A 12,391-nucleotide genomic window follows, 5' to 3' on the forward strand; every position below is an offset into this window, starting at 1 on the left:
CTTGATTGGCAGAAGAGGACAGAAAGGACACGTTATGGATGGGACCTACCACGAGCTCGGCCACGCCACAGGTTCGGCCAAGCGTCTCAATCGCCAGTTCGGCAAGCGCTTCGGGGACGATGCCTATGCCTTCGAGGAGATCGTGGCGTCGCTGTGCCAGGCGACCCTCTGCGCCGAGTACGGCCTCCCCAATGAGCTTCACGACAGCCACGCCTCTTACATCCACCACTGGATGAAGATCCTGCGCGGCGACAAGACCGCGATCCTCCACGCGGCGGCGAAGGCCGAGCAGGCGGTGAAGTGGCTGCGCCAGTTCGATCCGGCGCTCGGTTCGAGCCTGCCGGACGAACTCAAGGAGGCGGCCTGACGGCGTCCGGCAAGCCGAGGCACTGCGATCGCTCGCATGGCGAGCGGGAAGGGGAGGGGGTGGGAGCCCGATGCGCCAGGGGGCGCAAAGGGAGACTTCACCGATGAACTACGATCTCGACTTCCGCTATCGCCGTGCCCTGCAGCCCGATGCGCTCGCGACCATTGCCACCGCCACCCAGGCCGTCGTCGATGCGATGCAGGACGCGCGCAACGCCGGGATCGACCCGGCCCGCGATCCCGCGACCATTCTGCTCGCGCGCCACGTCGGCCGCATCGCGCTCGGCCACGCGCCCGATGAAACCTTCGCGGAAGACCTGCCGCTGCGCCGACAGTGTCTCGCCAAGATCGATGAGCTGAAATCGAAGCCCGCGCTTGTCGCGCTGGCCCGCCGCGGCATCGGCTATGATCCGGAGGCGAAGCGCGCTTTCCACCGCGAGGCGCGTTTGGCGCTGCGGGTCGCAGCCCGCCATCTCGGGCTCGAGCCTGACCAGTATGACCTGCGCAGCAACTTTGCAGGGCCAGCGGTCTCGGGTGAGATCACGCTCCACGGTGACGAGATCTACGTCCAGGTCTCGATCCCCTGCATCCGCCCGGGCCGCGAGGTCATGTTCCGCCGCTGCAAGGGCCGCCAGGATTACCTGGGGATGAGCAATCACTTCTGCGACATCGCCGTCCTCGCCGCGCCGCAGAGCTTCCGCGCGCTCGTCGTTCGCGAGACCGGCCTTTCCATCAATCCGCGCCAACAGGCGCTCGTCTAGGAGACAAGCTCATGGGTTGGCTGTTCATGTCGCGGGGCGGCATGGCCCCGTTCGCCACGCCGAAGGCCTATCTCGATAACCAATACACCTATCCGCCCGACCCTGAGAAGGGCCGGGCGACCGGCCTGCGCGTCCTCAAATCCACCGTCCGTTCGGGCGCCTACTACGCCGCCTGCCAGAGCTACGATCTCGAGGCCCCGCACGAAACTTTCGCTATCATCTGCCTTGTCAAATGGAACCCGGGTGCGCGCAGCGACGAAGAGTTCGGTTACAAGGACATGAGCGAGACGATGGGTCCCTACAGCTACGACTGCCCGGCCTCGATCCTCGACCTGCTGGGGCCCCCTGGCAACGAATACGCCGCGCAGTGGCGCGAGCACTGCCGACAGCGCTTGGCGCTGACTACGCGCCGCAAGCCGGCGCCGGGCGACATGCTGGTGCTGGCCGAGCCGCTGACCTTCACCGACGGGCAAAGCGAGCGCAGCTTCCGGGTGGTCCAGTCGGGCAGGAAGACCATATTGCGCAGGGTCAGCGACGGGGTCGGGGTGAAGATCAGCAAGCTGATGAGCCGGGCCTGGACGATCGTGCCGCCGCCCGCCGCCCCGTCGACGTCGTGACCCGGCACCCAAGCGAGAAACGCCATGATCGATCCCGCCCCACCGCAGCGCTCGTCCAAGCGGGCACGCCTTTGCAGCATCGAGAACGCCAACCGGATTGCCACCCGGGTTGCCGAGCACGTCCAGGGCGACACTGCCGTGGTCAAGACCGGCAACCCGTTGCAGCCCTTTCGCGTGGTCCTGGCGAGCAAGGCAGCGCCGGGGCGTACCGTCTCGCGGGTCGTCACCTGCAATGACGACGACCCGGATGATCAGTAGGGCTCTGGCCCGCGCTCGACGAACCACGATTGCCCGAGCTCGAAATCCGGGTTGGCCGATACGACCGGGCCGTCGGGAGCTTCGCTGACATAGGGCGAAATGAGATCCTTGCGTCGCACCCGCAGTCGGCTGAGCCAGGCCGCGGTGCGGCCGCGCGCCTTGAGGATCGTCAACAGCCAATCCATCGCTTCGGCCATCTCAACCACGCCGCGCCCGGCGAGGCAGTAGTAGATCGCCCGCTGGAAATCGTCGCACTGCGTGCTGAGGATGCCGGCGAGCTTCGCCCGTCCGCCGGGGGCGTTCTCATGGACCAGCGACACTGCCTCGCGCAGTTCGCGGACCGACAGATAGGCGTCATCCACGTCAACCCCGATGCACAGCGCCGCGATCGCCCGGCGCACTGGCGGCAGGTTCTCGTCGCACGACGCATCGCGCAGGCCGATGTCGAGATCGAAATGGTCGAGGTGGCTGGGAGCGGGCATGGCGAGATCCTTTCCAAAAGAACGTAGCGTGAACGATCAGGCCCCGTCAACCAGACGGCGGAGGGGAGGGGGCACTCGGCGGGGGATCAATCTTGAAAGGAAGAACCGATGACCCAGCTTGCTCAAGCTACGCCTGCCGACGTTGACCACACTGCCGAGATCGCCCGGCTCAACGACGCGGCCCGTGCTGGTTCGCTGCCCACCTCGCGCACGGTGTTCACGCGGGCGCTGGCCGACATCCTTGCTGGTGATGCCGAGGACCCCGGGGTCCGCCAAGTCAGCCTGATGCTGGGCCAGACAGCGCTGCGCAGGCTGATTAACGAGACCCCGATCGAGCCGGGGAACGACCCTCACGGCGAGCGTGACTTCGGTGCGGTCGAGTTTCAGGGGCACAAGATCTTCTGGAAGGTCGACGTCTACGCCAATGACGGGACGTTTTCCTGGGGGTCGGAAACGCCTTGGGACGCGCAGCAGAGTTTCCGCGTGGTCACGATCATGCTGGCGAGCGACTGGTGAGCCGATGAGCCGGTATTCGTTGAAGCCTTTGCCCGAGTACTCCGATATCTTCGAGGTTGCGGTTGGCTGGGACCCGGGGCTGGATACGTTTTTTGTGATGGTGTTCGGCGTTGCCGAGACAGGACTTGATCTGCAGGTTCTGCATTGGCTTGGTGGCCAGCACAGGCAGATTGTTTCGATCGAGGAACTCCAGGCCGAGGTTTCGCCGTAGGCAGAGCTTCCTCCCGAACTGGGGAGGAGCCTAAGGAACGATCAGTTCGAAGGTGATGCGGGCCCATCGCAGAGATTGAGCCGGTTCATTTCTCAGCTACTCAATCGCTGAATGACCGGTAGCTCACGCACCAAAGCACAAATTTCGGTCTTTCGTAAGCCGCGTCCTCAATCCCGAAAGCAACCATTCAGGCCGCTGGCCCTAGGATCGCTTATCCATCCGAGAGCTGTCGACAGCACCCTCTGCAGACTTTTTTGTTGTCTAAAACGTCGAGTCTGATACCCAAACTCGGTGAAGTTAGGGCGTAGTGACCCAACTTTGGGGATGACAATGCAGCTCGTGCCGAAACGCCAAGCGCTTCAGCTGACCGGCCTAACGCCGGCCAAGCTGCGCGAGTGGACGAGCCGTCGCGCACTGATTCCGGCCGATCAGCCGCCCCGCAAGCAGGGCTCCTCGGCGCAGTTCAGCTGGCAGACGATCCTCGTCCTACGCATGGCCGTCATCCTCAAGGACAAGTTTCGCCTTGAGCTTCAAGCCCACCGCAATCTGTTCGCCGGCTTGCGCCATGAGCTGAAGTCGCAGTCCTTCATCGCTATGTGGGGTCAGGCGCTGGTTCTGCGCGGCGCGAACAAATGGTCGTTCGCCGACGTCAACGCGGCCGAAACCTCGCGAGATGATATGATCATTCTCCATCTCGATCCGCATCTCGAAGTTCTTGCAGCAGGCTTCGCGCTACCGCGCCCGGCCGAAGTTACGGGTCAGTTTGATCTATTCCCGGCGCTCGCCGTCACCGCACCCTCGACCGCTCCGCATGTCGACCAGATCGAGCGATTGCGGCGATCTGCATGAACAGCCCGGCATTTCGATCCGCGCTCGAAGCCACGGGCTATCTCGATGGGGAAGGCCGTCCCGCCCCCGGGATGACGCTTTCGGGAAGTGAAGTCCCGCCCCGTTTGCGCGCGGTCATCAGTGACGAACGCGTCGGTCTCAAAGCGGAGGCAGTCTTTTCGGCACAGGGAGCACCGGCCAATATATTCAAGGACGCCGGAGGCAATCAGCCAACCGCTGATGAACTGCGCAACTGGTACGAAGCGGCCTGGAATGTCGGCGTCGCGCCGCTGCTCTGGATCGTAACCCCAACCGAGGTGCGGCTTTACGATTGCTATGCAACGCCCGACGAACTGTCAGACACGCTGGAGCCGCCAGAGCTCGAACGTTTCCAGCTCGACTCGCCGGACCGGCTCCGCGCGCTTGACGCCGCGTGCGGCCGCCTGACGACTGAAACCGGAGCGTTCTGGTCCAGCCATATCGGGTCACGTATCGACCGCAGCCATCGCGTCGATCGTGAGCTGCTCGCCGAAATCAGCGCCCTCGAAGACCAGCTCGTCCAACAGACTCCGGCCGATGCCTCCCCGCGCGCGCAGGCGCTTGCGCGCGACATCGCGCAGCGCTTCATCGGGCGCTGCATCTTCACTTGGTACCTCCTCGATCGCGGCCTTGCTCAACCGTTCCTTCCGGCCGACCTTCCATCCGATCTTGGTCAGATGTTCGCGACACCCGAGAGCGCGCTTCGCTTGTTCGGATGGTTGCGCACCACGTTCAACGGCGATCTATTCCCGATGGACGACCCAGGCGCAGAGCGTGAGCATCTTACCGCCAGCCACCTCGAACCGATCAGAGATTTTATTGAGGGCCGGAGCCTCATTCCGGAGCACAAGGGTCAAGGACGGCTCTTTCGTTTCCGCTTCAACGCCATCCCGATCGACTTGGTCAGTTCAATCTATCAGCAATTCGCCCGGTCCAGTGCGCTCGACGAGGCTAATGCCCAAAGCCTGCACTATACACCAGTCGAGCTTGTTCACCTGGCGCTCGATCCGATTTTTGAACAGTTTCCCGTCGGCGGCGCGGTAATCGATCCGGCCTGTGGGTCTGGTGCCTTTCTAGTCGAGGCTTTTCGCAGGCTGGTCTGGCGGGAGAGTGAAGGCCGGCCTGCCTCTCGCGATGTGGTGCGAAAGGTCCTGCGTGAGCAGCTGTTCGGCATCGACCTCAACCGCTCGGCCCTCGGTATCGCGGCCTTTAGAGTCCTCTAGCAAGGAGGAACCCCTCCGACTTCAGTCGGATACTGGCTTCAGCCACAGACTCGCGTGCTAGCCTGTAACCTCGGGAAAAGCGGAAGCCGCCGAAGGCGTGAAGCTTCCGCTTTTCCCGAGGTTACAGGCTATGGCGTATCGGTCCGGTTGTCACACCACATTCCATCATCGCTACCATCTCGTTTGGGCGCCGAAGTATCGGTACAAGGTGCTGATCGGCGATGTTCGGCTACGGGTGCGCGAGATCATCCGTCAGGTCTGTGCCGAGATGGGCGTGAAGATCATCAACGGCGCGCTGTCGAAGGACCACGTACACATGTTCGTCGAAATCCCGCCGCACGTCTCGGTCAGCGACTTCGTGCGCCGGGCCAAGGGGCGCTCATCCCGCAAGATCCAACAGGAATTCGAGCACATCCGCAAACGATATTGGGGCCAACGCTTCTGGCAGCGCGGCTACTTCTCGACCACATCCGGCAACATCACCGATGACATCATCATGCGTTACCTCGACCGACATACCCACAAGGACGGCTTCAGCCCCACCGCTTGATCCTACCGGCGTCAGCCGGTCAGTGATTCAGCCTGTACCTCGCGGCGCTCGAACTCGACGAAGATCCGATCGACGACCTTGTGGACCTTAAGTTCGATCGTCTGATCGGTCGAACGCTGTTCGAGGCGGATTCCTTGGGACCGCTACCTGACAAGATCAGGTCGATGGAATTCGCGGCCGTCGTTGGCAATCCCCCTTGGACATTCGTCAGTCGAGCCGAAGTAGCGGCAAAGCCCGCCAGCCAGGGCGATGATGCGCCTCGACCTCGTCGAAGCCCGGACTGGGCATTCCTAAACCTTGCTGCCCGCCTCGCCGGACAAAACGGACGAGTCGGTATGGTGATGAAGGCGACACCATTCTTTTCGAAAGACAAGCAGGCCATCGCGGCAAGAAGCGATCTGCTCCAGCGCATGGCACCGACCGCATTGATCAATCTGTCCTATCTTCGGCGGGAAAAGCTCTTCCCCGATGCAGTGGGACCGGCGCTGCTCTTTCTCGCACGCTGCGCGCTGTCGACGACTGAGGATCGCCTTTTGGTCGGTTCGATCCCTTGGACGCCGGACTTTCGGCGAACAGGGGTTTTCAACGTAGGCCCAAGCGAGATTCGGTCCATCCCACTGGATCGGGTCCTATCGATTCCACCTTTCCTGAAAGCGGCAACGTTTGGCACGGTTCGTGATGGCTGGCTAATCGAACGGCTGGAGCGTGAGTTCCCGACGCTGGGCGAGGCCTTGGATAAAATGGGCATTAAGGCGCGGACGCATCGCGGTCAGGGTTTTAAGATCAAGGGCAAGGAGCAAACCAAAAGCCCGGAGGATTATTTCGCCCTAAAGGTCGTGACGCCTGAGAATTTCACCCCATTCAGGCTTCGCGAGCCGCTAGACGATTTCGATCACCTAACGCTTCACCGCACGCGATCGCGTGCGATCTTCAAAGGACCATTGCTCCTTTGCTCCAAGGTTGGCTCGGAGGCCGCAGCGCAGCGCGGACGGTACAGCAGCGCAGTAACCGAAAGCGATCACCTCTACACACAAGGTTTCTTCGGCGTGTCCTTTGCGGAAGCCGACACCCGCTTCGCTTATCTGCTCTCGGGAATTCTAAATTCTAGCCTAACCGCTTTTCAGTTCGCGCTGGGCGGCCCTACCTGGGGTCTTGAACGCCCGACCGTCGAGCCGCATGATCTTTTATCATTGCGCGTCCCGCATCTCGGTGGGATCAATCAGGCTCAGCTGACTGCAGTTCTAGATGCAGATCGGGTGGCAGCGGAAAATCCGAACGACCCGGATGCCCTGAGGGCGCTCGACCGCGCGGTCTTCGACCTTTACGACCTTGAGCCTGAGGAAGCGGTCCTGGCGGCTGGCGCGGTTGATCAGGCAAGGTACCTCATTTTCGAAAACCGCAAGGAACGGGCGGGGTTTGTCCAACCGGCCACATATGGTGAAATGAAAGATTATGCCCGGCAAATCGTCTCGACCGTCGACGCCTACCTTCGATCACGCGGGGAACGACACCTCGAGGCTCATATTTACGATCAGAATCTCCTCACACCTGACAATATAGGACTTATCTCGGGCGTCACCGCAATCCGGCTAACCATGTCACTAGGCGCTCCCGGCGAAGAGCCCATAGTGCGCAACGGTAACGACGCCGATCTAGCCGCCCTAGTTCGGTTGCTGCGCGGTCGATTTGTAGCTGATGTCCCGCCTTACCTCAACGAACGCCGGCAGTTGCGGATCTACAGTGACGACGCGCTTTTCATCCTCAAGCCTTCCGAGCGCCGCTACTGGACGCAGACGATCGGCCTAAACGACGCTGACGTGATATTGGCAGACCATTGGTTGCGGAGACGCGATGGCGCTCCTCGGCCCTGACCAACCCTATGGCAACCCAGCGTTCTCGCTAAAGTCGGATCAGGTCGATACTGTCCTCGATCTCGTTTGTCGGGGCGTCGACGAGGCCCGGCAACACGTGACCCCGGGCATGCTAGAGGTTCCAATGACGATCGTTGTCCGCAAGGCCATACGACGGGTCAAGCGAACGCTCGGCCTGACCAATCTGCAGGTTCGCGGCGAGCACGAGGTCGATAACATGGCGACGAATGATCCGGCCATTCTCGGTCGGATCGATATCACGTTGCAGTTCCTGCACCAGTTCGGCGATGAAGACGCCTTTGTGGCGATCGAATGCAAGCGTTTAGCGGCAGGCAATCACAGCTTGAATGCGAGCTACGTAACGCAAGGAGTCGATCGTTTCGCCAGTGGCAAATATGCCGCAGGCCATCATTGGGGATTCATGCTCGGCTACGTGCTAGCGCTTCCGGTTGACACGATCACCACTGGCATCGATCAGCGCATCCAGAGGGCATACGGAGCCAGCGCCGCCTTGGAACCCGGCGTCAGCCATCCAATGGCCCTCGCCGTTTTTGAAAACGCCCTTGCGCAGGCCTCAGATCACAACATTCGCCTTCGCCATATCTTTGTCGATATGCTCGACGCGGCTCCCAAGGCGATCGATCCAAGCGAGGGGGAGAGCTGATGGTTGGTTCTGACGCTACTGCCTGAAAGCTGCTGACCGACACAACCCAATTGCGTTCACGAACTCTCAAGTCCGGACCGGCTGCAATGGGCCACTTGCGGACTGGCTTGGCTCTCCCGATTTACGCAGCATGGCTCGCCACAAGCAGCTGCCTTGTTGGTCCGACAGAGCCAGCAAGACCATTCCCTTCGGTCGCGCCACCTTAGTCGTCGATCGGCATCAGAATCTCGCCAAAACCGCTACGGATGGCAGCGCAGTCCGGGCAGAGGCGTAGCGACGGCACGCCTGGCATCGCCTTGGCGCCGTTGACGATCATGAAGTCGTGGGCGGGATCGCCGCACGACGAGCAGCCGGCCGCGCTGCCGGTGGCCTCGATGTTTATCCGGGCGATTATGCCGAGCTGCGGCTCGACCCGATCGACCATCGAGAACCAGAGCTCCGTGTGCGGGACGATGCGCTGCATCTCCGCCTTGGCATCCGCCGGATAGCGGCGACGGAGCCATTCAAGCGCCACCGACCGCCGCATGTGGTCGTTCTGAACCAGCTGCCGATACAGCTGGACGAGCTGTGCGGTCGTCCGCCTAGGACTGGCCTGCATCGCGCGTTCGTAGTGCGCCAAGTTCACGGCGAACCGCAGGCCGCCGGTGTGGAATTCGCGGATCGTCGAGATGCAGTATGCGCGCAGCTCGTCGACCGTCGGGTCGTGGGTCACCGCTTCCATCTCGGCCAGATCATAATGCCACGGATTTACCGCAATATCGTTCCGAAAGATGTCCAGATAACCCGTGGTGCGGTAGGCCTCGGCGATTGCGTCGTCGTGCTGGGGCTGGGCCTGCACGAAGGCATCAAGGTCGTTGAAGTTCTCAATCGCCGGATCGAGCGCCCGCGCGACCTCCAGGATCCGGTTCTGCGCATTCTGCATCTCCGCGATCGGATTGGGGCGCGTCGCCCATGCCTCCAGCTCGCGCTCCCGCACAACCTCGAGCATGTCGGGCACCTCTACGAGGAGCGAGCTGACACGCAAGTCGTCGGGGCTGCAGTAATCTGGATCGTGGACGAGCAGGATACCCGCGGCCGCATACGCGCGGGCGACGAGCCGGGAGCAGAACATCTGCTTCGAGCGCGGCTTGGGTCCTCCGATCACGGTGCGCGCCGCTTCGATCTTGGAATAACGGGTGCCGATTTCCGACCTTGCGAACTCGATGATCGCCAGCAGCGCGAGGAGGTCGGGTGGTTGCCGCAGCCGGAGCACGATCACCGTATCCTCAGCCCCATAAAGTTCGCGCTGGATGTTACTCGCCTGCACCCCGCCATCGGTGGAGTCGATAGTCGACCCGTGCTGCACACAAATCATCGCGTGCGAGACCTCGCCTTTGGTGGCCCGGCGCACGACCTTGCCGACCTTTCCTGACGTCGCGGTCAGCACGATGTCGCCGGGTTGAAGGCGCTCGACCATCACGCGGAAAAGCGGTTGCTGCGTTTCGGCGCTCAGAGCGAAGGTCCTTTCATGTATTCATCGAATGACGCCAAGTTCTCGTCGGTCGGCACCTCGAGGTCGGGAATCGCCCGGATGTCGTCGGCGATGTCGCGACGGTTGACGTAGCCCATCACGTACTTGCCGTTGCCCAGCTCGTAGTCGAGCGCGCCGCACCATTGGTTGATGCGCCCGTAGCCCGGCGAGATTGCTAGCGACTTCGCCTTTCCGGGCACCTCGTGCTTGGCGAGCGAGATGCGCAGATACTCCATGCGCGCGAAAAGGATGTGGGTGCGCTTCAGGTCGTCGTGCAACGACTGGATGATCGACGGATCGGCGATGACCTCACGCACCATCGCCGCCCGGCGGATGTTGCCGTCATGGATGAAGCCCTGATTCACCTCCAGCGCCTCGAGCTTCATCTGCAGGCCGCCGTTGTCGTGCCACTTCACCATCTCTTTAGCCCGTTGGCGCCAGGTCCGCATCACTTCATATGCGGCGAAGATCCACATCTGCGACTGCGCGTTCAGGAACATGGCGTCGTCGATTGGTGTCCGGTCCTCCTCAAACAGGCGACGCATCACGCGCTGCTCCAGCCCGTTTAGGAAGTGGTCGACGATCGCCAGATTCTGTGCCTGCATCGACAGATACGGATCGCAGAACAGCGCCAGCCCTTGCAGCGCCGTCGGTATCTCCCAACCTTTGAGCGAGGCGATGTCCGCGTAGCGCGGACCATCGTCATGCTCGTCGGTTCGGTCGTAGTCGTCGTCAGCGTCCATCGTGTCGTGCCCGAAAAGGAATGCCGGTAGAGTGTGAAAGGTGGCGACCCGTACACGACATAGCAACCGGGCGCCTCAGCGCAGGTGCGAGCCCGGCGTCCCGTCCTCGTCCATGAAGAGCATGTGCGAGGGCAAAGGTCCTTTGCCTCTGGCACCCCCAATCGGGTTCCATGCAAGCGTCTCGCTCACTGCCGCGCTCTCCATGCGCGACGTGACCAGCTCGTTCATGAAGTAGTTGGAATAGACCATCCGCAATCCGGTTGCGCCCGGATCGAAGGACCGCATCTCGCGGGTGTTGAGCTGCAGACGCCGCCCGTCGGCGGTGTTGCCGCCTACCTCCTCGTATCCGACGTGGATGACGCCCGGGCGGTCGCCGGGCAGCTGCGCCGCCGCGCGCGACACGAGCCCGCGGAAATGCATCGACTTCCGACGCGCGGCCTCGTCCGACGTGCTGAGCCAGTGCACGAGGCTCACATGGTCGACCCAAGTCGCGTGCAGCGGCCGCCCTTCGCCTGGTTCCCAGTCGCCTTCCATCGTAAAGTCGGCCGCCGGGCTGTAGGTGCCGAGCAGCAGCTCCACCATCCGGCTCGAGCCGAAGTATATGTCGTCGTGCTGCAGGACGGCATGCAACGGTTCCCACATCACGTCGAGCACGACCCCATCGCCGCCGGCGTCATTCCACTCGAAGGGCTGATCGCCGGCGAGGAACGCGTCGACCTTCGCGACCAGATAGTCGTCGCCCAGCAAGTGGAGCTCTTCCCTGTAGCGCGCGAGGACGACGAGGGGACGACCAGCCGCGCGCGACATCACGTGCGCGCGCTCGGCGATACGCTGGCCTGCGAGGCGCTCGTCGCGACCATAATCGGAGCGGCCGGCGCGCTTGCACTCGATGGCCCAACGCGAGCGCGGGCGGTCGACATTTAGGTCGTGCGTCTTGGCGAGGCCGGGAGCCTCGGGGACAAACCCCACGTTGTCCCATCCGCGGCGGGCGTATGCTCCCGCGACGAGCAGTTCGTAGATGCCGTCGTCGGGCTGTGACAGGTTCTCGGTCATCATCCGGGCAGCCCGCTCCTCGGCGCCATCGATCCGTTCGAACTCGGGGATCAACTGCCCGATGCGACGCAGCAGCGGCGCGATCCGGTATCCCTCCGGCATGAAAAAGTCGGGACGCAGGCCGGGATCGCCGTAGCGCCGCGCCTGATGGAGATACCACGCGACGGTGTCGGCGGAATCGAACAGCGGGACGCGGCGCCCTTCGGCCCATTCGGCCTTTGCCGCCTGGAACATCGCATCGGTCGCTGCGGCACGCGCTGCCCAATCGGCGGCAGGCACCAGGCTTTCGAGCCAGTCGGCGCCGGCGAGCAGGTCTCTGTCAACCCAATTCTGCCCGCGGCGAGGTGCAAGCCACATTAGATCATTTTGGACGGGATCAGACATTTAACGCGCTTCTATTCTTACGTCGCTCACAATGGGGAGGATTCCGACGATTCACCAGCCGCGCCAGCAAAAGTTTCTGTCCGCCCCAAAGTATGGTCGACTCCTTGATCACCATGGCATTGCGTCCTCCAAATCAATTTTGGCTCTAAACGACCCGTGCAAAAACACTGCCATTGGCGGTCCTGGACGCCCCTGCGGGCAGTGCCCGCAGCTTCGGCCTGACGGCCGGGAGGGAAGGGGGGTGGGAAGAGAGTGACCGGACAAGGGGTTCGGTCGCAATCGATCCACCTAGGAGAACGTCCATGAACATCGGTG

Annotated in this window: 15 protein-coding genes; 11 read left to right on the forward strand and 4 right to left on the reverse strand. The window is 62.5% G+C overall.

The window, feature by feature from the left end; genetic code table 11:
• From AX703_RS28010 to AX703_RS17845, 4 genes are all read left to right on the forward strand, one after another.
• A partial coding sequence (locus AX703_RS28010) for a zincin-like metallopeptidase domain-containing protein (protein ID WP_255355076.1) occupies positions 1–367 on the forward strand: 367 nt, incomplete at its 5' end.
• Between the two features lie 103 nt (positions 368–470).
• On the forward strand, positions 471–1,127 hold the full coding sequence (locus tag AX703_RS17830) for a hypothetical protein (protein ID WP_062345999.1): 657 nt from the start codon (positions 471–473) through the stop codon (positions 1,125–1,127).
• An 11-nt stretch (positions 1,128–1,138) separates the two neighbouring features.
• Positions 1,139–1,744 (forward strand): hypothetical protein, encoded by a 606-nt coding sequence (locus AX703_RS28470; RefSeq protein WP_231735601.1) that lies wholly within the window; start codon positions 1,139–1,141, stop codon positions 1,742–1,744.
• A 24-nt stretch (positions 1,745–1,768) separates the two neighbouring features.
• The gene (locus AX703_RS17845) at positions 1,769–2,002 is read left to right on the forward strand and encodes a hypothetical protein (protein ID WP_062346001.1); all 234 of its coding nucleotides are present in this window, start codon (positions 1,769–1,771) and stop codon (positions 2,000–2,002) included.
• On the opposite strand, the gene AX703_RS17850 is transcribed toward AX703_RS17845, so the two are convergent.
• Positions 1,996–2,484 carry a hypothetical protein gene (locus AX703_RS17850; RefSeq protein ID WP_062346003.1) on the reverse strand — a complete coding sequence of 163 codons (489 nt, stop codon included), beginning with the start codon at positions 2,482–2,484 and terminating at the stop codon, positions 1,996–1,998. The genes AX703_RS17845 and AX703_RS17850 overlap by 7 nt on opposite strands.
• Positions 2,485–2,592: 108 nt before the next feature.
• Between AX703_RS17850 and AX703_RS17855 the strand changes: the two genes are divergently transcribed.
• The 7 genes from AX703_RS17855 to AX703_RS17885 all read left to right on the forward strand — a co-directional run bounded on the left by AX703_RS17855 (position 2,593) and on the right by AX703_RS17885 (position 8,386).
• Positions 2,593–3,000: a DUF3768 domain-containing protein gene (locus tag AX703_RS17855; protein WP_062346005.1), complete on the forward strand. Its 408-nt coding sequence runs from the start codon at positions 2,593–2,595 to the stop codon at positions 2,998–3,000.
• A 4-nt stretch (positions 3,001–3,004) separates the two neighbouring features.
• Positions 3,005–3,211 (forward strand): hypothetical protein, encoded by a 207-nt coding sequence (locus AX703_RS17860; RefSeq protein ID WP_062346006.1) that lies wholly within the window; start codon positions 3,005–3,007, stop codon positions 3,209–3,211.
• A gap of 324 nt (positions 3,212–3,535) precedes the next feature.
• The gene (locus tag AX703_RS17865; RefSeq protein WP_197423756.1) at positions 3,536–4,060 is read left to right on the forward strand and encodes a hypothetical protein; all 525 of its coding nucleotides are present in this window, start codon (positions 3,536–3,538) and stop codon (positions 4,058–4,060) included.
• Complete coding sequence (locus AX703_RS17870; protein WP_156452118.1) at positions 4,057–5,301, forward strand: N-6 DNA methylase; 1,245 nt, start codon at positions 4,057–4,059, stop codon at positions 5,299–5,301. The genes AX703_RS17865 and AX703_RS17870 overlap by 4 nt, the downstream gene beginning before the upstream one ends.
• 130 nt (positions 5,302–5,431) lie before the next feature.
• Positions 5,432–5,851, forward strand: a complete 420-nt coding sequence (gene tnpA / locus AX703_RS17875; protein ID WP_010408862.1) for an IS200/IS605 family transposase — start codon at positions 5,432–5,434, stop codon at positions 5,849–5,851.
• 164 nt (positions 5,852–6,015) lie between these two features.
• Positions 6,016–7,722 (forward strand): N-6 DNA methylase, encoded by a 1,707-nt coding sequence (locus tag AX703_RS17880; RefSeq protein ID WP_197423757.1) that lies wholly within the window; start codon positions 6,016–6,018, stop codon positions 7,720–7,722.
• Complete coding sequence (locus tag AX703_RS17885; RefSeq protein ID WP_062346011.1) at positions 7,703–8,386, forward strand: hypothetical protein; 684 nt, start codon at positions 7,703–7,705, stop codon at positions 8,384–8,386. Before AX703_RS17880 ends, AX703_RS17885 begins: the two co-directional genes overlap by 20 nt.
• Positions 8,387–8,588: 202 nt before the next feature.
• On the opposite strand, the gene AX703_RS17890 is transcribed toward AX703_RS17885, so the two are convergent.
• The 3 genes from AX703_RS17890 to AX703_RS17900 form a co-directional block, all read right to left on the reverse strand.
• Entirely contained in the window at positions 8,589–9,842 is a 1,254-nt protein-coding gene (locus AX703_RS17890; protein WP_062346013.1) for a YiiX/YebB-like N1pC/P60 family cysteine hydrolase, read from the reverse strand.
• A 32-nt stretch (positions 9,843–9,874) separates the two neighbouring features.
• On the reverse strand, positions 9,875–10,639 hold the full coding sequence (locus tag AX703_RS17895; protein WP_062346015.1) for a hypothetical protein: 765 nt from the start codon (positions 10,637–10,639) through the stop codon (positions 9,875–9,877).
• 75 nt (positions 10,640–10,714) lie between these two features.
• Entirely contained in the window at positions 10,715–12,076 is a 1,362-nt protein-coding gene (locus AX703_RS17900) for a hypothetical protein (protein ID WP_062346018.1), read from the reverse strand.
• Positions 12,077–12,391 lie beyond the last annotated feature (315 nt).

This window comes from Novosphingobium sp. CCH12-A3 (assembly GCF_001556015.1).
GTDB classification, from domain to species: domain Bacteria; phylum Pseudomonadota; class Alphaproteobacteria; order Sphingomonadales; family Sphingomonadaceae; genus Novosphingobium; species Novosphingobium subterraneum.

Bases quoted from the DNA above. Each gene is read 5' to 3' on its own strand.
- AX703_RS17830 (WP_062345999.1), top strand. From the start codon at position 471: ATGAACTACGATCTCGACTTCCGCTATCGCCGTGCCCTGCAGCCCGAT.
- AX703_RS28470 (WP_231735601.1), top strand. From the start codon at position 1,139: ATGGGTTGGCTGTTCATGTCGCGGGGCGGCATGGCCCCGTTCGCCACG.
- AX703_RS17845 (WP_062346001.1), top strand. From the start codon at position 1,769: ATGATCGATCCCGCCCCACCGCAGCGCTCGTCCAAGCGGGCACGCCTT.
- AX703_RS17850 (WP_062346003.1), bottom strand. From the start codon at position 2,484: ATGCCCGCTCCCAGCCACCTCGACCATTTCGATCTCGACATCGGCCTG.
- AX703_RS17855 (WP_062346005.1), top strand. From the start codon at position 2,593: ATGACCCAGCTTGCTCAAGCTACGCCTGCCGACGTTGACCACACTGCC.
- AX703_RS17860 (WP_062346006.1), top strand. From the start codon at position 3,005: ATGAGCCGGTATTCGTTGAAGCCTTTGCCCGAGTACTCCGATATCTTC.
- AX703_RS17865 (WP_197423756.1), top strand. From the start codon at position 3,536: ATGACAATGCAGCTCGTGCCGAAACGCCAAGCGCTTCAGCTGACCGGC.
- AX703_RS17870 (WP_156452118.1), top strand. From the start codon at position 4,057: ATGAACAGCCCGGCATTTCGATCCGCGCTCGAAGCCACGGGCTATCTC.
- tnpA (WP_010408862.1), top strand. From the start codon at position 5,432: ATGGCGTATCGGTCCGGTTGTCACACCACATTCCATCATCGCTACCAT.
- AX703_RS17880 (WP_197423757.1), top strand. From the start codon at position 6,016: ATGGAATTCGCGGCCGTCGTTGGCAATCCCCCTTGGACATTCGTCAGT.
- AX703_RS17885 (WP_062346011.1), top strand. From the start codon at position 7,703: ATGGCGCTCCTCGGCCCTGACCAACCCTATGGCAACCCAGCGTTCTCG.
- AX703_RS17890 (WP_062346013.1), bottom strand. From the start codon at position 9,842: ATGGTCGAGCGCCTTCAACCCGGCGACATCGTGCTGACCGCGACGTCA.
- AX703_RS17895 (WP_062346015.1), bottom strand. From the start codon at position 10,639: ATGGACGCTGACGACGACTACGACCGAACCGACGAGCATGACGATGGT.
- AX703_RS17900 (WP_062346018.1), bottom strand. From the start codon at position 12,076: ATGTCTGATCCCGTCCAAAATGATCTAATGTGGCTTGCACCTCGCCGC.